Genomic DNA, 22,403 nt, shown 5'->3' with positions numbered 1-22,403 from the left:
TCAGTTACCCCCCTCATCGGCGAACGACGCCTGGTAGGCGGCGAACTGGGCGCGCTCCTCGTCGACGAGCGCGTGTCCGTCCGCGTAGGCGTTCTCGAAGATCGCGAAGTGGTCCGGGTCCGGCATGGCACGGACCGCCTCGCGCACTCGTTTGCCCAACGCCTCGGACTCGGCCTCCAGTTCCTCGAAGAATCCCTCGTCCGCGTGGTTTGAGGCCTCCAGGTACCGGCGAAGGCGCAGGATCGGGTCCTTGGCCTCCCAGGCCTGGCGCTCCTCGTCGCCCCGGTAGCGGGTCGGGTCGTCGGAGGTGGTGTGGGCGCCCATGCGGTAGGTGAACGCCTCGACGAGGGTCGGGCCCTCGCCGCCGCGGGCCCGCTCCAGGGCCCAGCGGGTGACCGCGAGGACGCCGAGCACGTCGTTGCCGTCCACCCGGACGCCCGGGAAGCCGAAGCCCTGGGCGCGCTGGTAGATCGGGACGCGGGACTGCTTCTCGGTGGGCTCGGAGATGGCCCACTGGTTGTTCTGGCAGAAGAACACAACCGGGGCGTTGTAGACCGCGGAGAAGGTGAAGGACTCGGCCACGTCGCCCTGGCTGGAGGCGCCGTCGCCGAAGTACGCGATCACCGCGCTGTCGGCGCCGTCCTTGGCGATGCCCATCGCGTAGCCGGTGGCGTGCAGCGTCTGGGAGCCGATGACGATCGTGTACAGCTGGAAGTTGTTGCTGTTGGGGTCCCAGCCGCCGTTGTTCACACCTCGGAACATCCCCAGCAGGTTGGCGGGGTCGACGCCGCGGCACCAGGCCACGCCGTGCTCGCGGTAGGTCGGGAAGACGTAGTCGTCCTCGCGGGTGGCCCGGCCGGACCCGATCTGGGCGGCCTCCTGTCCCAGCAGCGACGCCCACAGGCCCAGCTCGCCCTGGCGCTGCAGGGAGGTGGCCTCGGCGTCGAATCGACGGGTGAGCACCATGTCGCGGTAGAGGCCGCGGAGCTCTTCCGGGGTGATGCCGGCGACGTACTTGTCGTACTCGGCGTTCTTGACGCGCTTGCCCTCGGGCGTCAGCAGCTGCACGAGCTGGGGCTCGGTGCCGGCGTCCTTCTTCGTCGTGCGGGTGCGCTTGGTGCCGGTGGTGCCGGCCTTGCTTCCGGCGCTGCGTCGCGGTGTGCGCGCGGCAGTGCTCTCCACGGTCACGTGTGCTCCTCCGTCGGTCCGGCCCCCGGGGTTGCCGGTAGGCCAGTGCGGCTCACCTGAACTCGACCACCGGGGCACGGGGTGGGTGCCACTCGGCCGGGAACAGGCGTGACAGGTGCCCCGGCGAGCGCCCTGCAACAAGCACGTTACCCAGTGCGCCACATTTCTGTGAAACCCCTCCTGACCTGCGATTTTGCTTGGATATCCAAGTAAATCGGAAAGGCGTGGAAGGGGCCCTGGTCACAGCCTTGCAGGAGGCCGGAGCAACCGCACGTTAACCCGGTGACCCAGGTCACGGGAAGAGTCATCTTGTCGGCGCGTCCAAACGGCACGCGCGCGTGGGCCCCGTTCCCGGGCCCCACGCGCGCGTGGATCATGCCTCTGAGCAGCGGGGTCAGCCTCCGCCGCCGCCCGCGCCGCCCACGACGCCTTCCGTGGTTCCGCCGTCGGCGCCGCCCGTGTCGTCCGGCGGCGTCTCCGGGTCCGTGGGCTCCTCGTCCGTCGGCTCGCCGGTCGGCTCCGCCGAGGTCGGCGGGTCGGACGGCTCGCCGGTGGGCGACTGAGGAGCGCTCTGCGTGGGCGTGTAGGACGGCGTGTACGACGGCGTCCAGTTGCCGTTGCCGTTGCCCGTGCCGGTCCCGTCGTCCGTGGACGTGTCGGTCGGCTCGTCGGTGGGCTCGTCGCTCGGCGTCTCGCTGGGCGTCTTCTTCTCGGTCGTCTGCGAGGTGGTCGGCGACTGCTTGGTGCCGGGGCCCTCGTTGTCGCCGCCGGTGTTCTGCAGCGCCAGGGCGACACCCGCCGCGACCGCGATCACCGCGAGCACGGCGAGGATCCACAGCTTGCCGCGGCCGCTGCCCTTGTTGCCGTGGCCCTCGAAGCCGCCGTCGTCACCGCCGCCGTAGCCGCCCCCGGGCAGGATCGGCGCGGGGATCTGCGTGGTGCCGGAGGCGTCCCCGGCCTGGCCCATCACGGCCGTGCCCGCGAAGCCGCCCGACGGGGTCTGGCGGCCCTCGTGCATATTGACCGGGCCGGTGTTCCAGGTGCCGGTGTGGCCGCCCTGGTCGTAGAGCATCTGGAGCGCGTACTGGACCAGCCCGCGCATCTCCTCGGCCGTCTGGAAGCGGTCGTCGGGCTCCTTGGCGAGAGCGCGCATGGCCAGGCCGTCCAGCTCCGGCGGGCAGGCGTCGGAGGCCTCGGACGGCGGCGTCGGGATGTCCTGGACGTGCTGGTAGACCACGGACAGCGGGGTCTCGCCGGTGAAGGGCGGGCGCAGCGAGAGGAGTTCGTAGAGCAGGCAGCCCGTGGCGTACAGGTCGGAGCGGTGGTCGACGGCCTTGCCGAGCGCCTGCTCGGGGGAGAGGTACTGCGGGGTGCCCATGACCATGCCGGTCTGCGTCATCGTCGTGGACGCGCCGTGCAGGGCGCGGGCGATGCCGAAGTCCATCACCTTCACGGCGCCGTTGTGCGTGATGATGACGTTGGCGGGCTTGATGTCGCGGTGCACGATGCCGTGCTGGTGCGAGTAGGCGAGCGCCTCCAGGACGCCCGAGACGATGATCAGCGCCTGCTCGGGGCCGGGGGCCTCCGCGTTCAGCAGCAGGTCACGGATGGTGCGGCCCTCGACCAGCTCCATCACGATGTAGGGCACGGACTGGCCGCCGACGAAGTCCTCGCCGGAGTCGTACACGGCGACGATGGCGTGGTGGTTGAGGCCGGCCACCGACTGGGCCTCGCGCGTGAAGCGCGCCTTGGACACCGGGTCCTCGGCGAGGTCGGAGCGGAGCAGCTTGACGGCGACGGTGCGTCCGAGGCGGACGTCCTCGGCTGCGAACACCTCGGCCATGCCGCCCCGGCCGAGTCTGTGGGTCAGCCGGTACCGGCCGTCCCCGACCAGCCCGCCGTTCCCCCAGGACTCCGGCGCGTCCGACATGCCGCTGCCAGTCGCCTCGGGGTCGGACGGGCCCTGAGCGCGCTGCTGCTGTGCCATCAGTCCTCGCCGTCGTTTCTGCCCGCGGTGCGCGCGGTGTTGTTACGGTCTCCGTCGGCCACGCTACAGCCTCCGCGCAAGCCTCCGGCCCGAGAAGGCGAGCCGGGACCGGCACGAGACGGACCGGCCATGAAACCTTCACTCCTTACCATCGTGCAAATTCTGTGTCCCGCCCGTACGCCCCCTGTAACGCTTACGCGACGCTTCTTTCGCGTACGGTCACGGAACGGGCACCGAGCTTGACGTGTCAGTGCCCTGGGGCAGACTTGGCCGGGAATGGCGGTTTGGATCAACGACGGATCAGCGGCAGTCGGCGGCGCCTGCAGGGGCTACGGGGGACGGGGAACATGAGCCAGGACGGCGCACAGGGCCAGTACACGGGGCGGGCACTCGCCAGTGGCCGCTATCAGCTGCGTGATCTCCTGGGCCAGGGCGGCATGGCCTCGGTGCACCTCGCGTACGACAGCGTGCTCGACCGGCAGGTCGCGATCAAGACACTTCACACTGATCTCGGCCGGGAACAGGCCTTCCGCGAGCGGTTCCGCCGCGAGGCCCAGTCCGTGGCCAAGCTCACGCACACCAACATCGTCTCGGTCTTCGACACCGGCGAGGACACCCTCGACGGCATGACGACGCCGTACATCGTCATGGAGTACGTCGAGGGCCGCCCGCTCGGCTCCGTCCTCGACGAGGACGTGCGGCAGCAGGGCGCGATGCCCGCCGACAAGGCACTGAAGATCACCGCGGACGTGCTGGCCGCGCTGGAGATCAGCCACGAGATGGGCCTGGTCCACCGCGACATCAAGCCGGGCAACGTGATGATGACCAAGCGCGCCGTGGTCAAGGTCATGGACTTCGGCATCGCCCGCGCCATGCAGTCCGGTGTGACGTCGATGACGCAGACCGGCATGGTCGTCGGAACCCCGCAGTACCTCTCGCCGGAGCAGGCCCTCGGCCGCGGTGTGGACGCCCGCTCCGACCTGTACTCGGTCGGCATCATGCTGTTCCAACTGGTGACCGGACGGCTGCCGTTCGAGGCGGACTCGCCGCTGGCCATCGCCTATGCGCACGTGCAGGAGGAGCCTCCGGTCCCGTCCTCGGTCAACCGCGCGCTGCCCCCGGCCGTGGACGCGCTGATCGCCCGCGCGCTGAAGAAGAACCCGAACGAGCGCTTCCCCAGCGCCGAGGCCATGCGCGACGAGTGCCTGCGCGTGGCGGCGTCCTTCCAGCCCGCGCCGCCGAGCATCGTCCCGGGCACCCAGGCCCCGAGCGGCGCGGGCGTCGGCTCGGCCGTGTTCCCGCCGGTCGACCAGGCGACCCCGGCGCCCTCGGGCCAGGTCCAGACGCCGTACCAGCCGACCCCGCCCCCGAACCCGTACGGCACGCCCGCCCCGACGGGGCCGTCCCCGGCGTACGGCTATCCGCAGCAGGGCGGCTACCAGACGCCCCCGGCGGCGTACTCCCCGCAGCCGGGCCCGTCGACGCCGCCGCCGTACAACCTGACGCCCCAGACCGCAGTGGCCTCCTCCGGCGGCGGCAGGAACAACAAGCCGGTGATCATCGGCTCGATCATCGTGTCCGTCGTCGCGGTCGGCGGTCTCGTCACGGCGCTGCTGCTGAACGGCGGCAGCGAGGACGACAAGGGCGGCGGCGGCAGCAGCGCGAGCGCCTCGGCCTCGGCGGAGAAGAAGCCCGGCTACCGCGGGCCGGACACCACGAAGACGATCGACACCGAGGAGTGCACGGAGCCGCGGGAGTCGTACAACGACCCCGACAAGATCCAGATCCCGGACTTCAAGTTCAAGAACATCAAGTCGGTCAAGGCCTGTCTCCAGGCGGCCGGCTGGGAAGTGAACGAGAAGAAGGTCGACGAGAACACCTACGGCGACGGCACGGTCATGAACCAGTTCCCGTCCGCCGACACCGACGTCGACCCGGAGGACATGCCCGAGATCGAGCTCAGCGTCTCGACGGGCAACCCGCCCTCCTGAGGTCCCCTGACGCGAAAGGGCCCGGCAGCCTCGGCTGCCGGGCCGTTCTGGTCTGTGTGGCCTGTGCCTGGGTGGCCTGGGCCGTCTACAGGTAGGGGCCGCCGGACCGGCCGCCCGGGTGCTGCTCGTCGAGGCCGTCGCCGACACCCGGCGGGAGGGCGCGGCGCATCTGCTCCAGCTGGGCGCGGGCCGCCATCTGCTGGGCGAACAGCGTCGTCTGGATCCCGTGGAAGAGCCCCTCCAGCCAGCCGACCAGCTGGGCCTGCGCGATACGCAGTTCCGCGTCGCTGGGGGTCGCCTCGTCCGTGAACGGCAGGGAGAGCCGCTCCAGCTCCTCGACCAGCTCGGGCGCCAGACCGTCCTCCAGCTCCTTCACCGAGCTGGCGTGGATGTCCTTGAGCCGGACCCGGCTGGCCTCGTCCAGAGGAGCCGCGCGCACTTCCTCCAGCAGCTGCTTGATCATGCTGCCGATCCGCATGACCTTCGCGGGCTGCTCCACCTGTTCCGTGACCGGGGTCTCGCGGGAGTCCTCGTCGGCGCTGCCGCCACCGAGCGCCATGCCGTCCTGGCCCACGACCAGGATCTGCGGGTTCTCCGGCGACCTTTCGTTCCTCGGCATCTCCATGTCGCCATTCTCTCGCACGCCTGCACCTCACCTCCGTGGTGCCCCCACGCGAGGCTGATCCACCGTGATGGAGGAGACGAGTTGGTCAGCCCTCGGGTTGCTCCGGCGCGGGCGGTTCCTCCTCGCGGGTGAAACGGAGCAGGCGGGCCTCGCAGTGGTCGAGCCAGCGGACCTCGGCCTCGTCCTGGAAGACGAGCTGCTCCAGGACGAGCAGCCGGGCCATCTCCTCGAGGTGCTCCGGCGCGCGGGCCAGGGCCTCGGCACGCTGCCGCACGTGATCGTGCAGCGCCCGCGCCACGTGCCGGCGCTGGGCCTCGACGATCTCCCGTACGTCGACGCCGTCCGCGCCGAGAGCCATGACCAGCTTGATCGCCAGCTCGTCGCGCGGCGGGCCCGGGCGCTCCACGGGGCGGTCGTACCAGGCGCGCAGCTCGGCCCGGCCGGACTCGGTGAGCGCGTACAGCGTCCGTCCGGCCGTGTCGACGTCGTCCTGGGCGACCAGTCCGTCCCGTTCCAGGCGGCTCAGCGTCGTGTAGACCTTCCCGATGTTCAGCGGCCAGGTCCCGCCGGTGCGGGCCTCGAAGTCGGTGCGCAGGCGGGAGCCGTAGCGGGGGCCGGCCGCCAGGAGGGCCAGCAGCCCGTGACGTATCGACATAACCGGATTGTGCAGCGATTCCGCCCGTCGGCCGAACCCGGAGTGCCGGGAGTCGGGGGCGGTGTGAGGCTGATTTTCTCGATATGACCGAACTTGCCGTTTTTGCCCTACCGGGCACGGCGGGAGGGGGTCACCCACGTGACTCCATGGCTACGCGCACTGCGGGCGACGGGACTGGTGCTCGCCCTGGGGGCCGGCGCGGTCGTCTCACCCTACGGATCCGTCCCGTCCCACGGGGCCGTTCTCACGTACGAGGAGGCGGCCGAGGAAGCGGCGGAGGAGGAGGCGGGGTCCGTGCCCGGCACCGCCCCGCCACCCAGACCCGCCCCATCGGCCCCGGCGGCTTCATCGGCCCGGTCCGCCCCGTCGCCTCTCGCGGCCCCATCGGCCCGGGCGGCTTCGTCGGCCCCGTCAGCCTTGGTGGTCCCCTCCGCCCCCGGTGAGCCCTCACGGGCCGGGAGCCGGGCCGGGGAGGGCCGGGTGCGGCCGGGACGGCCGGAGGACGCCGGGGAGAGGCCGGGCGTCGCGGACGCCCCGGCCGTCCGCGAGGAGGAGCCGCGGGAGACAGCCCCGGTGCCCTCCGCCCCGGCGGAGCGGCCCGTACGAGAGGCCGCGACCGCCGAACGCCCCATCGGCCCGGTGCTGCGGATCCTGCCGCTGGGCAGCGGCCTGGTCCTGATCGGACTGGGGCTGGGCCTGGCGTTCATCGCGCTGCGGCTGCGTCGGGCCTAGGGCCTGTCGTTCACAGCGAGCCCGGGGTGGGGCGTGCCACTGCCGGGGCCGGCGGGCCCAGCCGCACCCCCGGTCGAGAGGGGCTGCCGGGCCCATGCCGCACCCCCGGTCGGGCGGGGTGCCGCGGGCCCGGCGGCGGGTGTCAGGCGCCCTGGGGGGTGATCAGCAGGACCTTGCCGACGTGGCCGCTCTCCTCCACCACCCGGTGCGCGGCGGCAGCGTCCGGCATCGGGAGCTCGCGGTCGACGACCGGGCGCAGGTGGCCGCCGGTGAACAGCGGCCAGACGTGTTCGCGTACGGCCGCGACGATGGCGGCCTTCTCCTCCAGCGGCCGGGCGCGCAGGGAGGTCGCGCTGATCGCGGCACGCTTGGCCAGCAGGGCGCCGATGTTCAGCTCGCCCTTGACGCCGCCCTGCATGCCGATGATCGCGAGCCGGCCGTTGACGGCGAGGGCCTTGACGTTGCGCTCCAGGTACTTGGCGCCCATGTTGTCGAGGATGACATCGGCACCGGCGCCGTCCGTCGCCTTCCTGACCTCCTCGACGAAGTCCTGCTCGCGGTAGTTGACCAGGATGTCGGCGCCCAGCTCGGCGCACCGCTGAAGCTTCTCCTTCGTACCGGCCGTCACGGCCACCCGCGCACCGACGGCCTTGGCCAGCTGGATGGCCATCGTGCCGATGCCGCTGGAGCCGCCGTGCACGAGGAGCGTCTCGCCGGGCCGAAGGTGGGCGATCATGAAGACGTTCGACCAGACGGTGCAGGCCACCTCGGGCAGCGCCGCGGCCTGTGTCAGGCCGACCCCGTCGGGCACGGGCAGCAGTTGCCCGGCCGGGACGGCCACCTTCTCGGCGTAGCCGCCGCCGGAGAGCAGCGCGCACACCTCGTCGCCGACATTCCAGCCGGAGACCTTCGGGCCGATGGCGGCAATCCGCCCGGAGCACTCCAGGCCGGGGTAGGGGGACGCGCCGGGCGGCGGTTCGTAGAAGCCCTGCCGCTGCAGGATGTCGGCCCGGTTGACGGCGCCGGCCGCCACCTCGACCAGGACCTCGCCCTCGCCGGGCACGGGGTCAGGGACCTCGTCCCAGACCAGCGCTTCGGGCCCACCAGGTTCGGGAATCGTGATCGCATGCATGCAGGGGACGGTACCCGTCGGTCCCCGGACGGAGTCCCCTCGGTCCGCGGGCCCGCACCGCCTACGCCATTGGTCCGGTCCCGGTGAAATTCATTGTGCGGGACCGATGAGTTTGCGGGACGGTGAAGGTCTCCCCATGCGTAGCCCAAGCACGCGGAAGGACCCCCAGCATGAGCACGCATACGTCCGGCCTGGCGATCGAGACCGCGGGCCTGGTGAAAACGTTCGGTGAGACGAGGGCCGTCGACGGAGTCGACCTGGCCGTGCCCGCGGGCACGGTCTACGGCGTCCTCGGCCCGAACGGCGCCGGCAAGACCACCACGGTGAAGATGCTCGCCACACTCCTGCGGCCGGACGGCGGCGAGGCGCATGTCTTCGGCCACGACGTCGTCCGCGAGGCGGACGAGGTGCGCGGCCGGGTGAGCCTCACCGGCCAGTACGCGTCCGTGGACGAGGACCTCACCGGCACCGAGAACCTGGTCCTGCTGGGCCGGCTGCTCGGCCACCACAAGAAGGCAGCCCGTGAGCGCGCCGCCCAGCTCCTGGAGGCCTTCGGGCTCACGGAAGCGGCCGCGAAGCAGGTCAAGCACTACTCGGGCGGCATGCGGCGCCGTATCGACATCGCCGCGTCCATCCTCAACACCCCCGACCTGCTGTTCCTGGACGAGCCGACGACCGGCCTGGACCCGCGCAGCCGCAACCAGGTCTGGGACATCGTGCGGGCCGTGGTCGCCCAGGGCACCACCGTGCTGCTGACCACGCAGTACCTGGACGAGGCCGACCAGCTGGCGTCCCGGATCGCCGTCATCGACCGCGGGAAGGTGATCGCCGAGGGCACTAAGGGCGAGCTGAAGTCGTCCGTCGGCGCCGGGTCCGTGCATCTGCGCCTCCGCGATCCCGATCAGCGCGATCTCGCGGCCGACCTGCTGCGCCGCGCCCTCGACGCGCAGGTGCAGCCGGAGCCCGACCCGGTGGCCCTCACCGCGCGCCTCGGCAGTGCCGACTCCGCGGCCGAGCAGGCCGCCCGCGCGCTGCACGAGCTGGTCCGCGGCGGCATCACCGTCGACAACTTCTCGCTGGGCCAGCCCAGCCTGGACGAGGTGTTCCTCGCCCTCACCGGGCACGACACGCACGACTCCGCAGAGCACTCCGACGACCCGAAGGACGAGGTGGCGGCATGAGCACCACGACGACCACCGAGACCAGGGACCTCGCCCCGGTCAGCACCGAGTCCCTCGCCGCGCTGCTCGTCTCCCGGGAGCGGCCGCCGCGGCCCAGCGCGTGGTCGGCCTCGATGACCTTCGGCTGGCGGGCGATCCTCAAGATCAAGCACGTGCCGGAGCAGCTCTTCGACGTCACGGCGTTCCCGATCATGATGGTGCTGATGTACACGTACCTGTTCGGCGGGGCGCTGGCCGGCTCGCCGGAGAAGTACATCCAGTTCCTGCTGCCGGGCATCCTGGTGATGTCGGTCGTGATGATCACGATGTACACGGGTGTCTCCGTGAACACCGACATCGAGAAGGGCGTCTTCGACCGGTTCCGCAGCCTGCCGATCTGGCGGCCGTCCACGATGGTCGGCTATCTGCTCGGCGACGCCCTGCGGTACACGATCGCGTCGGTCGTGATGCTCACCGTCGGCATCATCCTGGGCTACCGGCCGGACGGCGGGGTCGCCGGAGTGCTCGCCGGGATCGCCCTGCTTGTGGCCTTCTCGTTCGCCTTCTCGTGGATCTGGACGATGTTCGGGCTGATGCTGCGCACCGAGAAGTCGGTCATGGGCGTCAGCATGATGGTGATCTTCCCGCTCACCTTCCTGTCCAACGTGTTCGTGGACCCGAAGACCATGCCGGGCTGGCTGCAGGCGTTCGTGAACAACAGCCCCATCACCCATCTGGCGTCGGCGGTGCGCGGCCTGATGGGCGGCGACTGGCCGGCCGACGAGGTCGCCTGGTCGCTGGGCTGGGCGGGGCTGTTCGTGCTGGTCTTCGGGCCGGTCACGATGCGGCTGTACAACCGGAAGTAGCTCTCGGACCCTCGGGCCCTGGCCGGCCGCACCGCACCGTAACGGGTGCGGGGCGGCCGGCCATTCGCTCTGCTCGTCAGTTGTTGCGGGGCATCGGGGGCATCGGGCGGATGTCCGGCGCGATCTGGGTGGCCGGTGTCTTCCGCACGATGGTGATGAGCCGGTCGGTCAACTCCAGTCTCCCGACGGCCACATCGTCGTAGCCGAGCACCCGATGACCGCGTATGACGCTCACCACCAGGTCGGCGACCTCCCTCGGCGTCTTGCCCACCTCGGCCTTGACGACCGGCCGCTCCACGATGTCGAGCCCGCTGCCCTGCTGGATGAGGTCCTCCAGCACCATGCCGGCGGAGGGGCTGAGCACGGAGAGGCCGAGCAGACGGCCGGCGGCGCTGGCGCTGGTGATGACGGCGTCGGCGCCGGACTGCTTCAGCAGCGGCGCGTTCTCCTCCTCGCGCACGGCGGCCACGATGTTCGCCCCGCGGTTGAGCTGCCGTGCCGTCAGTGCCACCAGGACCGCCGTGTCGTCGCGCTGGGTCGCGATGATGATCTGCCGCGCCTTGTGCACCTCGGCCCGTTTGAGCACCTCGCTGCGCGTCGCGTCTCCGACGATGCCCGCGTACCCCTCGGCGGTCGCGGCTTCGATCACCTTGGAACTGGGATCGACCACGACGACCTGTTCCTTCTTCAGTCCCGTCGCGCAGACGGTCCGGATCGCCGACCTGCCCTTCGTGCCGAAACCGATGACGACGGTGTGATCGCGCAACGTGGACCTCCAGCGGGTCAGTCGCCACTCATCCCGAGTGCGTTCGGTGAGAGCTTCGAGCGTGGTGCCGACCAGGATGATCAGGAACAGCACACGCAGGGGCGTGATGACGAGAATGTTCGTCAGCCGGGCGCCATCACTGGCGGGAGTGATGTCACCGTAGCCGGTGGTGGAGAGAGTGACGGTCGCGTAGTAGAAGGCGTCGAGGAGGTCGAGGCCGCCGCCCGCGTTGTCGTTGTAGCCGTCGCGGTCGGCGTAGACGATCAGCGCGGTCACGACGAGGACACCCAGTGCCATCGACAACCGCCTGGCGACCTGGCGGATCGGGTGCTCCACCACGGTCTTCGGGAGTTTCACCCGATGGGTCACCAGATGCTCGTCGGCCTGGCGGGCGATCGCGTCCTGGCCCGGAAGTTTCACGTGAAACACACCCCGATTCCTCCGGACGCCCAGGGCAGGTCCAGCAGTTCCGTCTCCTGCCCGGCTCGTGCGCCGCCCGGCGGTACGACGGCCAGCGCGTCGGCGGCCGCGATGCCGCGCAGCATGGCGGGGCCGTTGTAGTGCAGCGGCACGGCCTCGTCGCCGCGCAGGACGACGGGGACGAGCCGGGTGTCGTGCGGGTGCCCGTGCACGCCGTCCCGGAGCGGCATCGTGTACGGCTCCGGGGCCGGGCGGGCCGTGAGGATCCGCAGCAGCGGCTCGGCGAGCGTCAGCAGCGCGGAGACGGCGGCGAGCGGGTTGCCGGGCAGGCCGACGAGGTGCTGGGTCTCCGTGGTGCGGGCCAGCAGCATGGGGTGCCCCGGGCGCACCTCGACGCCGTCCACGAGGAGTTCGGCGCCGATCCGGCGCAGGGTCGGGTGGACGTGGTCGACGGGGCCCGCCGCGGTGCCGCCGGTGGTGAGGATGACGTCGGCGTCGGAGGTGGTGATGGCCTTGTGCAGGGCGTCGGCGTCGTCGCGGATGCGCCGGACGGCGGTGACCTCGGCGCCGAGAGCCCGCAGCCAGGGCGGCAGCATCGGGCCGAGCGCGTCCCGGATCAGGCCGTCGTGCGGCAGCCCCTGGGTGAGCAACTCGTCCCCGAGGACCAGGACTTCGGCGCGGGCGCGGGGGACGGCGGTGACGGTGTCGTATCCGGCCGCCGCCGCGAGCCCCAGGACGGCCGGGGTGACGAGGGTGCCGACGGCGAGGAGCTGGTCGCCGGTGCGGCACTCCTGGCCGCGCGGGCGGATGTCCTGGCCGGGGACGACGTCCCTGGTCGCGTACAGGCGGCCCTTGTCGTCGGTGCGGCCGTGCTCGCTGCGCAGGACCGCGGAGGTGTCCGGGGGGATGCGGGCGCCGGTGGCGATCCGGACGGCCTCGCCGTCGGTGAGGGGCGCGGGCGCGGCGTGCCCGGCCAGGACACCCTCGTCCCGTACGTGCCAGGGGGCGGGGCCGCAGACCGCCCAGCCGTCCATCGCGGAGGTGTCGAAGGAGGGGAGGTCGGTGAGGGCGTCGAGCGGGGCGGCGAGGGTCAGGCCGAGGGCGGTGTCGAGGGGCGCGGAGACGGGGGCGCGGCGGGCGGCCCGGGTGGCGTTGCGGCCCGCGCGTTCGGCGAGGGCCCGGGCCTCGGGCCAGGGGGTGGCGCGGTGGCGGGCGTCGGGCCGGGCGGAGGGGTCCGGCTGGTGAGAGGTGCGGGCGCTGTCCGTCTCACCTCGCGCGGCGGGGTCGGGCAGGTGGTGGCCGTTGCTGTTCTTCACGAGAGCGAGCACCTCCTCGACGTCGAGGTCCTCGGCGTCCTCACCGGCACGGGCGCCGTGCGGGGTCATCCGGCGTCCGGGCGGGTGTCGGGCGTGGCGTCGGGGGCCACATCGCCCTGAGCGGGCCGCGGCCCGCTGCCGGAGGGCTGGGCCTCGGAGGCGCCCTCCTGCTCCCAGCGGACGGCGAGGGCCGCGGCCTTGCGGGCGGCCTCGGCGACCGCCTCGGGGCCGCCGCCGGCCCGGGCGGCCGCGTAGCCGACGAGGAAGGTGGTCAGCGGGGCCGCGGGCCGGGCGACACCGTGGGCGGCGTCGCGGGCGAGGTCGAGCAGCCCGTGGGTGTCGACATCGAGGTCGATCCCCAGTTCGTCCTTGACGGCGGAAATCCATTCATCCAACACGTGCCCATGCTCCCTGATACGTGCCCTGGCGGTGGCGATGTCGTCCCAGGTGTCGCAGTCGAAGGACGCGACGGGGTCGGCGATGCGGGTGAGGTCCAACTCGGCGGTGAGTCGCCGCAGGGGGAGACCGGTGAGAGCGCCGTGCCGGCCGGCGAGGAGCGCGAGCTCCTCGCGCAGCCGCGGCGCGCGGTAGGCGGCCACGAGCGGCTGGTCACGGCCACCGGGGTCGGTCAGCAGCGCGCCGTCGCAGGCGCTCGACCGCAGCGCGCTCAGCAGGCGGCCCACGGTCGGCTCCTGAAGGAACGGCAGGTCGGCGGAGAGCACCACGACGTGCTCGGCCGTGGTGTGGCGGAGCCCGGCGTCGAGCGCGGCGAGCGGTCCGCCGCCGGGCGGGTCCTCGCGGGCCCAGGTCACGGGCCGTGCGGTCGGCCGGGGCGCGGCGACGACGACGGTGCTCCGGGCACCGCCGCAGGCGGCGAGCACACGGTCGAGCAGGGGCCGCCCGCCCACGCGCACACCGGGTTTGTCCGTGCCGCCGAGGCGCCGGGCGGCACCACCGGCCAGTACGACGGCGTCGTACCCGGCGGGGCCGCTGCCGACGCCGGGTTCACCGGGGGGCTCGTAGGCGGTCACCCCCCGAGTATGCGTGCCCCCGCGATCACAGGGAACGCGGGGGAACCGACACGATCACGAGGCCCGGTTCGCGGGCCGCGCAGGAATCACGGCGTCCGCCCGGCGGCCACGACGGCGGCCACGCGGGAAGCCCGGCATCCGCGCGGTCGACCGCACAGGAATCCCGGCATCCGCGCGGTGGCCGCACAGGCATCAGGGCGTCCGTCCGGCGACCGCACAGGAATCACGGCGTCCGCCGGGCGGCCGCACAGGAATCAGCCGGACGGGATCAGAGCGTCCGCAGCAGCACCGCCGGTTGTTCCACGCAGTCCGCCACGTACCGCAGGAAGCCGCCCGCCACGCCCCCGTCGCACACCCGGTGGTCGAAGGTGAGCGAGAGCTGGACGACCTGCCGCACCGCCAGCTCGCCCTCGTGCACCCACGGCTTGGGGACGATGCGGCCGACGCCGAGCATGGCGGCCTCGGGGTGGTTGATGATCGGGGTGGAGCCGTCGACGCCGAAGACACCGTAGTTGTTCAACGTGAAGGTCCCGCCGGTGAGTTCGCCCGGCGTCAGCTTCCCCGTCCGGCCCGCCTCGGTCAGCCGGGCGAATTCGGCGGTCAGCGACTCGGCGTCCCGCGCGTGCGCGTCCCGTACGACCGGGACGACGAGGCCCCGGTCGGTCTGCGCCGCGAAGCCCAGGTGCACGTGGCCGAACTGGACGATCTCCCTGGCCTCCGTGTCCACCGTGGAGTTGAGCTCGGGGAAGCGGGCGAGGGCCGCGGTGCAGATCCGGGCCAGCAGGGCCAGGAGGGAGATCTTCGGTCCGCCGGCCGCGTTCATGGCCGTGCGGGCCCGCATGAGCTCCGTGGCGTCGGCGTCCACCCAGCAGGTGGCGTCCGGGATCTCGCGGCGACTGCGCGCCAGCTTGTCGGCGACGGCGCCTCGGATGCCCTTGAGCGGGGTGCGGATCTCGCCGGGGGCCGCTGGCGCCGCGGGCCGGGACGCGAGAGCCGGGCTCGGTGCCTGCGGCACGCCCGGGTGCGGCTCGGCCGTCGGTGCCGCCGCGGCGCCCTGGCCGGCGGCGCGCAGGGCGTACTCCACGTCCGCCCGCAGGATCAGCCCGTCGGGGCCGGACCCGGTCAGCTCCCGCAGGTCCAGGCCGTTCTGCCGCGCCAGCCGGCGCACCAGGGGCGAGATCACGGGGACCGGACCGTCGTCCGTCCCGGGGCCGCCGCCCTGCCCGTTCACCGTCGTCGTGGAGCCGCCGGCCTGCGGGGTCAGCGCGGTCGCGGGGCCTGTGCCCTGCGTGTGCACCGGCGTCCCGGCGGCATCCGCCCGCCCGTTCACCGTCCCGGCGGCACCGGCCTGCCCGCCTGTCGCGGACGCGCCGGACACCGGCCGCTCCTGCCGCACCCGGCGGCGCCGCGCGGGCGCCTCGGAGGTGCCGTAACCGACCAGGACGTTGCCCGAGCCCTGGGAACCGGTGTCGCCGGTGCCGGCGGCGGGCTTCTCCCCCACCGCCACCGTGATCAGCGGCGCGCCGACGGGCAGTTCCGTGCCCTCCTCGCCGAAGCGGGCCGTGACCACACCGCCGTAGGGGCAGGGCACCTCGACCATCGCCTTGGCCGTCTCGACCTCGACGACCGGCTGGTCGATCGCGACCACCTCGCCGACCTCGACCAGCCAGCGCACGATCGCCGCCTCGGTGAGCCCCTCACCGAGGTCGGGCAGCTTGAACTCCAGCACCTGTGCCATCAGCTCTCGGCCTCCCACTGCAGACGCCCCACGGCGTCCAGGATCCGGTCCACGCCGGGCAGGTGGTGGCGCTCCAGCATCGGCGGCGGGTACGGGATGTCGAACCCGGCCACGCGCAGCACCGGCGCCTCCAGGTGGTGGAAGCAGCGCTCCGTGACCCGGGCCGCGATCTCCCCGCCCGGGCCCCCGAAGGAACCCGACTCGTGGACGACGACCGCGCGTCCCGTCCGCCGCACCGAGGCACACACCGTCTCGTCGTCGAACGGCACCAGGGAGCGCAGATCGACGACTTCGAGGTCCCAGCCCTCGGCCCGGGCCGCCTCGGCCGCCTCCATGCAGACGGGTACGGACGGCCCGTACGTGATGAGCGTGGCGCTCCGGCCCGTGCGCCGCACCACCGCGCGGCCGATCGGTTCGACGGGCGCCGGCTCCTCGGGGTTCCAGGAGTCCTTCGACCAGTACAGCCGCTTCGGCTCCAGGACGACGACCGGGTCGTCGGAGGCGATGGCGGCGCGCAGCAGCCCGTAGGCGTCGGCGACGGTGGCGGGCGTGACGACATGGAGCCCCGGAGTCGCCATGTAGTACGCCTCGGAGGAGTCGCTGTGGTGCTCGACGCCGCCGATGCCGCCGCCGTAGGGGACGCGGATGGTGATCGGCAGGGGCATCCTGCCGCGGGTGCGGTTGCGGGTGCGGGCCACGTGCGAGATGAGCTGCTCGAACGCCGGGTAGGCGAACGCGTCGAACTGCATCTCCACGACCGGCCTGAGGCCGTACATGGCCATGCCGACGGCCGTGCCGAGGATGCCGGCCTCGGCGAGCGGGGTGTCCGTGCAGCGGTCCTCGCCGAACTCCTTGGCGAGTCCGTCGGTGACGCGGAAGACGCCGCCGAGGGTGCCGACGTCCTCGCCCATGACGTGCACGGCGGGGTCGGCGGCCATGGCGTCGCGCAGCGCGCGCGTGAGGGCCTGCGCCATGGTGGCCGGCTTGACGGCGACGGTGGTCATCGGTGCGATCCGCCTTCCGGCTCGGTGTCGGCCTCGGCCTCCAGCTCGGCCCGCAGCTGAGCCTGCTGCTCGCGCAGTTGTCCAGTGGGCTCGGCGTAGACGTGGGCGAACAGGTCCATCGGGTCGAGCACCGGGTCCTGGTTCATGTGCTCGCGCAGGGCCGCGGCCATGGTCTCGGCGTCCTGGCGGGCGGCCTCGATGCCGGCCTCGTCGAGCAGGCCGCGCGCGGTCAGCTCGTGCTCCAGCAGCTGGATCGGGTCGTGCTCGCGCCAGGTCTCGACCTCGGCGTCGCCGCGGTAGCGGGTCGCGTCGTCGGCGTTGGTGTGGGCGTCGACGCGGTAGGTGATCGCCTCGACGAGGGTGGGGCCGCCGCCCGCGCGGGCGTGGCGTACGGCGTCGGAGAGCACCTCGTGCACGGCGGCGGCGTCGTTGCCGTCGACCAGGCGGCCGGGCATGCCGTAGCCGACAGCCTTGTGGGCCAGCGACGGGGCCGCGGTCTGCTTCGCCAGCGGGACGGAGATCGCGAAGCCGTTGTTCTGCACGAGGAAGACGACCGGGGCCTGCCAGACGGCGGCGAAGTTCAGCGCCTCGTGGAAGTCGCCCTCGCTGGTGCCGCCGTCGCCGACCATGGCCAGCGCGACCACGTCGTCGCCCTTGAGGCGGGCGGCGTGCGCGAGACCGACGGCGTGCGGCAGCTGGGTGGCGAGCGGGGTGCACAGGGGGGCGACCCGGTGCTCGTACGGGTCGTAGCCGGTGTGCCAGTCGCCGCGCAGCAGCGTGAGCGCCTCGACGGGATCCACCCCGCGGGCCACCACGGCGAGGGTGTCGCGGTAGCTCGGGAAGAGCCAGTCGCGCTCCTCCAGGACCATGGCGGCGGCGACCTCGCAGGCCTCCTGGCCGGTGGTGGAGGGGTAGACCGCGAGACGGCCCTGCTTGGTGAGGGCGGTGGCCTGCGCGTTGTAGCGGCGGCCCTTCACCAGCTGCGCGTACAGCGTCCTCAGCAGCTCGGGGTCGGCCTTCGCGGCCGCCTCGGTGCCGAGGACGCGGTACGGCTCGGCGTCGGGCAGCAGCGGCGCGGGATCCGTCCGGGGCTGCCAGGCGGGCGGCGGGGTCGGCTTGTACGCGCCCCGCTGCTCCATGACCGTCATGACGGCACCTCCTCGTGGGAGCGGCTCGAAGAGGCGCGTCGGCTGTGACCCGCCTCACCTACCGATTGTTCGGTCGACGGCACAATTTGGCTATGGGTGGCCTCAGGCTGTGGACAAACGGTTCTCCACAGCCTGAGATGGACGCAGTACGTCCATGGTAGGGAGGTCGGCGCAGGTGGCATCTGAACAAATGGCCGAGCGGCAGGACGACGGCGGCGTGCTGCCGCCGGCGCGGCCCCTGGACGTCATCGATCAGGACATCCTGCGCATGCTCCAGGCGGACGGCCGCGCCTCGATACGGTCGGTCGCCGAGCGGGTCCACGTCTCGCGCGCGAACGCGTACGCCCGGATCAACCGGCTCGTCGAGGACGGCGTCATCCGCGGCTTCGGCGCCCGGGTCAACCACGAGCGGGCAGGTCAGGGGACGTCCGCGTACGTGACGCTGAAGATCGTCCAGAACTCCTGGCGCACGGTCCGCGAGCAGCTCAGACAGCTGCCCGGCGCCTCCCACATCGCCCTGGTGGGCGGTGACTTCGACGTGCTGCTGCTGGTGCACGTGTCCGACAACCGGGCGCTGCGCGAGCTGGTGCTGACCCGGCTCCAGGCGATCCCGGAGGTGCTGAGCTCGCGCACGCTGCTGGTGTTCGAGGAGGAGGACCTGGAGCCGCAGAGCTGAGTCAGGCGGCCTTGCGCAGGCCCCCGAAGGCCAGCTGCACCACCGCGTCGGCCACCTCGCGCTCGCTCATGCCGCGGCCGTCCGGCCGGTACCACTCGACGATCGAGTTGATCATGCCGAAGACCAGCCGGGTCACCAGCCGGACCTCTATGTCGGCGCGTACGTCCCCGTCCGCGGCGGCCGCCTTGAGCAGGTCGGCGACCCGGTGGTCGAAGTCGCGGCGCCGCTCCAGGGCCCACCGCTCGGTGTCGGTGTTGCCGCGCACGCGCAGCAGGAGCGTCACGTAGGGCAGTTCGGTGAGGAGCACCTCGACCATGCGCCGGACGACGTACTCCAGGCGGTCCGAGGCGCGCCCCACGCGCGCGTGCTCCTCGTCGAGGATCCCGAAGAGGCCGTCCAGGGCCCGGCTCACGGCCCGGCGCAGCAGCTCCTCCTTGCCGGCGACGTGGTGGTAGATCGAGGACTTGGAGATGCCGGCCGCCTTGGAGAGGTGCTCCATGGAGGTGCCGTCGTAGCCGCGCTCGATGAACACCTGGACGGCGACGGACAGCAGTGTGTCCGGGGTGTACGTGTCGCGCTTGGCGGTGGTCATGAGGCTGTGCCCTCCCGCGGGTCGGAGGCGTGGGCGTGGCGGTACAGCGCCAGGGACGGCGCGTAGCGCCCCGAAGGATCGCGCCGGTGCAGGTCGTCCAGGAGCACGTAGGCCCAGGTGCGGCCGAGCCGGCGGCTCCACTCGAAGGGGCCGAGGGGGTAGTTGACGCCCAGGCGCATCGCGGTGTCGATGTCCTCCTCGGTGGCCACGCCCTTGGCGACCGCGTCGTGCGCCAGGTCGATGATCCGCGCGACCGTGCGGGCGACGATCATCCCGGGCACGTCGCCGATGAAGCTGACCTCCTTGCCGAGCGCCTGGAAGAGGCCGGCGGCCTCGGCGAGGGTCTGCGCGGAGGTGTCCTGAGAGGCGGACAGGGCGATCCGGGTGGCCCTGCGGTAGTCCAGGGCGAGGTCGAAGTAGACGAAGTCCGGGAACTCCACGGCTGTCTGCCCGTCGGCGAGGAGGAGCCGGCCGCCGCTCGGGAGCAGCAGACACGCCCCCAGTTCCTCGTCGTCGTCCTCGTCGCGGACCGGGATGCCCGCCTCGCGGATCAGCGCGAGCAGCTCGGCGGCCGGTCCGAGATCACCCTCGGCGACGACGTACGCGGGCGGCTGCCGCTTCTCGGCGGTGTCCGGCTCGGGGCGCTCGGCGCCGTCCCGGTGGTCGTACCAGCCCTGGCCGGTCTTGCGGCCGAGCCGGCCGGACTCCACCAGGCGCCGCTGGGCGAGGGACGGTGTGAAGCGCACGTCCTGGAAGAAGGACTGCCAGACCGACTGCGTGACCGACTCGTTGACGTCCTGGCCGATCAGGTCGGTCAGCTCGAACGCGCCCATCCGGAAGCCGCCCGACTCGCGCAGCACGGCGTCGATGGTGGCCGGGTCGGCGCCCTGTGCCTCGTACACCGCGAAGGCCTCGGCGTAGAAGGGCCTGGCGATGCGGTTGACGATGAAACCGGGGGTGTCCGCGCAGGCGACCGGCGTCTTGCCCCAGGCGCGGGCGGTCTCGTACGCGCGCGTGGCGTACGTGACGTCGGTGGCGAACCCGGAGACGACCTCGACCAGCGGCAGCAGCGGCGCCGGGTTGAAGAAGTGCAGGCCGACGAACCGGCCGGGGGTGCGCAGGGCGCCGCCGATGGCGGTGACGGACAGGGAGGAGGTGTTGGTGGCGAGCAGGCAGTCGTCGGCGACGACGTCCTCCAGCTCGCGGAACAGCCCCTGCTTGACGTCCAGCCGCTCCAGGACGGCCTCGACGACCAGGGCGCAGTCGGCGAGGTCGGCGAGGTCCTCGGCGGGCAGCAGCCGGGCGCGGGCGGCGTCCCGGTCGGGGCCGGTGAGCCGCTCCTTCTCGACGAGCCGGTCCAGACGGGCGCCGATCGCGTCGGCGGCCTCACGCGCCCGCCCCGGGACGGTGTCGTACAGCCGTACGGGATGGCCGGCGACCAGCGCGACCTGGGCGATTCCCTGGCCCATGGTGCCGGTGCCGACGACGGCCACGGGACTGCTGAGGTCGAGTGCTGTCATGTGCGCGATCCTCCCGCACGGGGTTTTCCACAGATGCGGCGGACCCCCTTGAACCGACCGATCGTTCGGTTACTCTAGCTCTGTCCGAGTGTTCCTGCCCAGGTTTCTGCCCAGGTCATGAACTCGACGAGGAGTTCTTGAGACGAGGAGTTGGTCACCCATGACCGCCGCACTCTCGGCGCACGAGCTGATCGCCCGGCACCGGTCCACCCTCGACCAGGCGCTGGAGGCGATCCGCACGCGCGCGTACTGGTCCCCGCACCCCGAGCACCCGAAGGCCTACGGGGAGAACGGCAGCCTGGACGCGGCGGCGGGCAAGGCCGCCTTCGACGCCCTGCTCGGCTCCCGCCTCGACCTCGGCCAGCCGGGCACGGACGACTGGGTAGGGGGCGAGACGTCCCCGTACGGCGTCGACCTGGGCGTGACGTACCCGCACGCGGACCTCGACGTGCTGCTGCCCGCCATGAAGGCCGGTCAGCGGGCCTGGCGGGACGCGGGCGCGGAGCAGCGCGCGGTGGTCTGCCTGGAGATCCTCAAGCGCATCAGCGACCGGACGCACGAGTTCGCGCACGCGGTCATGCACACCTCCGGCCAGGCCTTCATGATGGCGTTCCAGGCGGGCGGGCCGCACGCGCAGGACCGCGGCCTGGAGGCGGTGGCCTACGCGTACGTGGAGCAGGTGCGCACGCCCGACAACGCCGAGTGGACCAAGCCGCAGGGCAAGCGCGACCCGCTGGCCATGACCAAGCAGTTCACGCCGGTCCCGCGCGGCATCGCCCTGATGATCGGCTGCAACACCTTCCCGACGTGGAACGGCTACCCGGGCCTGTTCGCCTCCCTCGCCACCGGCAACGCGGTCCTGGTCAAGCCCCACCCGCGCGCGGTGCTGCCGCTCGCGCTCACCGTGCAGGTCGCGCGCGAGGTGCTCGCCGAGACGGGCTTCGACCCGAACCTGATCGCGCTGGCCGCCGAGCGCCCCGGCGAGGGCATCGCCAAGACCCTCGCGCTGCGCCCCGAGATCCGGATCATCGACTACACCGGCTCGACGGAGTTCGGCGACTGGCTGGAGGCCAACGCCCGCCAGGCGCAGGTCTACACGGAGAAGGCCGGCGTCAACACCGTCGTCGTGCACTCCACGTCCGACTACAAGGGCATGCTCTCCAACCTGGCCTTCTCGCTGTCCCTGTACAGCGGCCAGATGTGCACCACCCCGCAGAACCTGCTCGTCCCCCGGGAGGGCATCTCCACGGACCAGGGCCCCAAGTCCTACGACGAGGTGGTCGCGGATCTCGCCAAGTCGGTGGACGGGCTGCTCGGTGACGACGCCCGGGCGAACGCGCTGCTCGGGGCGATCGTCAACCCGGACGTGAAGGCACGCCTGGAAGCCGCGGCGGGACTGGGCGAGGTCGCCCTGGCGTCCCGGGAGATCACCAACCCGGACTTCCCGGGGGCGGTCGTCCGCACGCCGGTGATCGTCAAGCTGGACGGGGCCAAGCCGGACGACGAGGCCGCGTACATGAGCGAGTGCTTCGGGCCGGTGTCCTTCGCCGTCGCGGTCGACTCGGCGGCGGACGCGGCGGAGCTGCTGCGGCGGACCGTCCGCGAGAAGGGCGCGATGACCGTCGGGGCGTACACGACCGACCCTGAGGTCGAGCAGGCCGTGCAGGAGGTCTGCCTGGAGGAGGCGGCCCAGCTGTCGCTGAACCTGACGGGCGGGGTGTACGTGAACCAGACGGCCGCGTTCTCCGACTTCCACGGGTCGGGGGGCAACCCGGCGGCGAGTGCGGCGCTGTGTGACGGGGCGTTCGTGGCCAACCGGTTCCGGGTGGTCGAGGTACGGCGGGACGCCTAGAAGC

Annotated in this window: 19 protein-coding genes; 6 read left to right on the top strand and 13 right to left on the bottom strand. The window is 72.4% G+C overall.

Annotated elements, in window-relative coordinates:
• Together pdhA (AB0G20_RS06240) and AB0G20_RS06235 are read right to left on the bottom strand one after the other, a co-directional pair.
• Positions 1-1,188 carry a pyruvate dehydrogenase (acetyl-transferring) E1 component subunit alpha gene (gene pdhA, locus AB0G20_RS06240; RefSeq protein ID WP_361296556.1) on the bottom strand — a complete coding sequence of 396 codons (1,188 nt, stop codon included), beginning with the start codon at positions 1,186-1,188 and terminating at the stop codon, positions 1-3.
• Positions 1,189-1,582: 394 nt separating this feature from the next.
• Complete coding sequence (locus AB0G20_RS06235) at positions 1,583-3,175, bottom strand: protein kinase (RefSeq protein ID WP_361296553.1); 1,593 nt, start codon at positions 3,173-3,175, stop codon at positions 1,583-1,585.
• A 347-nt stretch (positions 3,176-3,522) separates the two neighbouring features.
• Here AB0G20_RS06235 and AB0G20_RS06230 point away from each other — a divergent pair, with 347 nt between their 5' ends.
• On the top strand, positions 3,523-5,166 hold the full coding sequence (locus AB0G20_RS06230; protein WP_361296550.1) for a protein kinase: 1,644 nt from the start codon (positions 3,523-3,525) through the stop codon (positions 5,164-5,166).
• A gap of 85 nt (positions 5,167-5,251) precedes the next feature.
• Here the strand turns inward: AB0G20_RS06230 and AB0G20_RS06225 are convergent, their stop codons facing one another.
• Together AB0G20_RS06225 and AB0G20_RS06220 are read right to left on the bottom strand one after the other, a co-directional pair.
• Positions 5,252-5,791 carry a bacterial proteasome activator family protein gene (locus tag AB0G20_RS06225; protein ID WP_361296548.1) on the bottom strand — a complete coding sequence of 180 codons (540 nt, stop codon included), beginning with the start codon at positions 5,789-5,791 and terminating at the stop codon, positions 5,252-5,254.
• A gap of 85 nt (positions 5,792-5,876) precedes the next feature.
• On the bottom strand, positions 5,877-6,446 hold the full coding sequence (locus AB0G20_RS06220; RefSeq protein ID WP_361296545.1) for a PadR family transcriptional regulator: 570 nt from the start codon (positions 6,444-6,446) through the stop codon (positions 5,877-5,879).
• 480 nt (positions 6,447-6,926) lie between these two features.
• Here AB0G20_RS06220 and AB0G20_RS06215 point away from each other — a divergent pair, with 480 nt between their 5' ends.
• Positions 6,927-7,178, top strand: a complete 252-nt coding sequence (locus tag AB0G20_RS06215) for a hypothetical protein (protein ID WP_361296542.1) — start codon at positions 6,927-6,929, stop codon at positions 7,176-7,178.
• Between the two features lie 142 nt (positions 7,179-7,320).
• On the opposite strand, the gene AB0G20_RS06210 is transcribed toward AB0G20_RS06215, so the two are convergent.
• Entirely contained in the window at positions 7,321-8,310 is a 990-nt protein-coding gene (locus tag AB0G20_RS06210) for an NAD(P)H-quinone oxidoreductase (protein WP_361296540.1), read from the bottom strand.
• Between the two features lie 170 nt (positions 8,311-8,480).
• Here AB0G20_RS06210 and AB0G20_RS06205 point away from each other — a divergent pair, with 170 nt between their 5' ends.
• Together AB0G20_RS06205 and AB0G20_RS06200 are read left to right on the top strand one after the other, a co-directional pair.
• A complete protein-coding gene (locus AB0G20_RS06205; protein WP_361296537.1) occupies positions 8,481-9,491 on the top strand; it encodes an ATP-binding cassette domain-containing protein in 1,011 nt (336 codons plus the stop codon).
• Entirely contained in the window at positions 9,488-10,336 is an 849-nt protein-coding gene (locus AB0G20_RS06200; protein WP_361296534.1) for an ABC transporter permease, read from the top strand. Before AB0G20_RS06205 ends, AB0G20_RS06200 begins: the two co-directional genes overlap by 4 nt.
• Before the next feature lie 76 nt (positions 10,337-10,412).
• On the opposite strand, the gene AB0G20_RS06195 is transcribed toward AB0G20_RS06200, so the two are convergent.
• The 6 genes from AB0G20_RS06195 to pdhA (AB0G20_RS06170) all read right to left on the bottom strand — a co-directional run bounded on the left by AB0G20_RS06195 (position 10,413) and on the right by pdhA (AB0G20_RS06170) (position 17,759).
• The gene (locus AB0G20_RS06195) at positions 10,413-11,522 is read right to left on the bottom strand and encodes a potassium channel family protein (RefSeq protein WP_361296531.1); all 1,110 of its coding nucleotides are present in this window, start codon (positions 11,520-11,522) and stop codon (positions 10,413-10,415) included.
• The gene (locus tag AB0G20_RS06190; protein ID WP_361296528.1) at positions 11,519-12,907 is read right to left on the bottom strand and encodes a molybdopterin molybdotransferase MoeA; all 1,389 of its coding nucleotides are present in this window, start codon (positions 12,905-12,907) and stop codon (positions 11,519-11,521) included. The genes AB0G20_RS06195 and AB0G20_RS06190 overlap by 4 nt, the downstream gene beginning before the upstream one ends.
• Positions 12,904-13,869, bottom strand: a complete 966-nt coding sequence (locus AB0G20_RS06185) for an NTP transferase domain-containing protein (protein WP_361296525.1) — start codon at positions 13,867-13,869, stop codon at positions 12,904-12,906. The genes AB0G20_RS06190 and AB0G20_RS06185 overlap by 4 nt, the downstream gene beginning before the upstream one ends.
• Positions 13,870-14,137: 268 nt before the next feature.
• Entirely contained in the window at positions 14,138-15,607 is a 1,470-nt protein-coding gene (locus AB0G20_RS06180) for a dihydrolipoamide acetyltransferase family protein (protein ID WP_361296522.1), read from the bottom strand.
• Entirely contained in the window at positions 15,607-16,611 is a 1,005-nt protein-coding gene (locus AB0G20_RS06175; RefSeq protein WP_361296519.1) for an alpha-ketoacid dehydrogenase subunit beta, read from the bottom strand. The genes AB0G20_RS06180 and AB0G20_RS06175 overlap by 1 nt, the downstream gene beginning before the upstream one ends.
• The gene (pdhA, locus tag AB0G20_RS06170; RefSeq protein WP_361296516.1) at positions 16,608-17,759 is read right to left on the bottom strand and encodes a pyruvate dehydrogenase (acetyl-transferring) E1 component subunit alpha; all 1,152 of its coding nucleotides are present in this window, start codon (positions 17,757-17,759) and stop codon (positions 16,608-16,610) included. Before pdhA (AB0G20_RS06170) ends, AB0G20_RS06175 begins: the two co-directional genes overlap by 4 nt.
• A 190-nt stretch (positions 17,760-17,949) precedes the next feature.
• On the opposite strand from pdhA (AB0G20_RS06170), the gene AB0G20_RS06165 reads away from it, so the two are divergent.
• Positions 17,950-18,435, top strand: a complete 486-nt coding sequence (locus AB0G20_RS06165; protein WP_361297708.1) for an Lrp/AsnC family transcriptional regulator — start codon at positions 17,950-17,952, stop codon at positions 18,433-18,435.
• Position 18,436: 1 nt separating this feature from the next.
• Here the strand turns inward: AB0G20_RS06165 and AB0G20_RS06160 are convergent, their stop codons facing one another.
• Both AB0G20_RS06160 and AB0G20_RS06155 read right to left on the bottom strand, forming a co-directional pair.
• Positions 18,437-19,027, bottom strand: a complete 591-nt coding sequence (locus tag AB0G20_RS06160; RefSeq protein ID WP_361296513.1) for a TetR/AcrR family transcriptional regulator — start codon at positions 19,025-19,027, stop codon at positions 18,437-18,439.
• Positions 19,024-20,547: a 3-hydroxyacyl-CoA dehydrogenase gene (locus AB0G20_RS06155; protein ID WP_361296510.1), complete on the bottom strand. Its 1,524-nt coding sequence runs from the start codon at positions 20,545-20,547 to the stop codon at positions 19,024-19,026. Before AB0G20_RS06155 ends, AB0G20_RS06160 begins: the two co-directional genes overlap by 4 nt.
• A gap of 160 nt (positions 20,548-20,707) precedes the next feature.
• Here AB0G20_RS06155 and paaN point away from each other — a divergent pair, with 160 nt between their 5' ends.
• A complete protein-coding gene (gene paaN, locus AB0G20_RS06150) occupies positions 20,708-22,399 on the top strand; it encodes a phenylacetic acid degradation protein PaaN (protein ID WP_361296507.1) in 1,692 nt (563 codons plus the stop codon).
• Positions 22,400-22,403 lie beyond the last annotated feature (4 nt).

It is taken from the genome of Streptomyces sp. NPDC024017 (genome assembly GCF_040638895.1).
GTDB lineage: Bacteria > Actinomycetota > Actinomycetes > Streptomycetales > Streptomycetaceae > Streptomyces.
The sequence above is the reverse complement of the archived record's forward strand: the minus strand, read 5'-3'. Positions and strand labels throughout refer to the sequence as shown.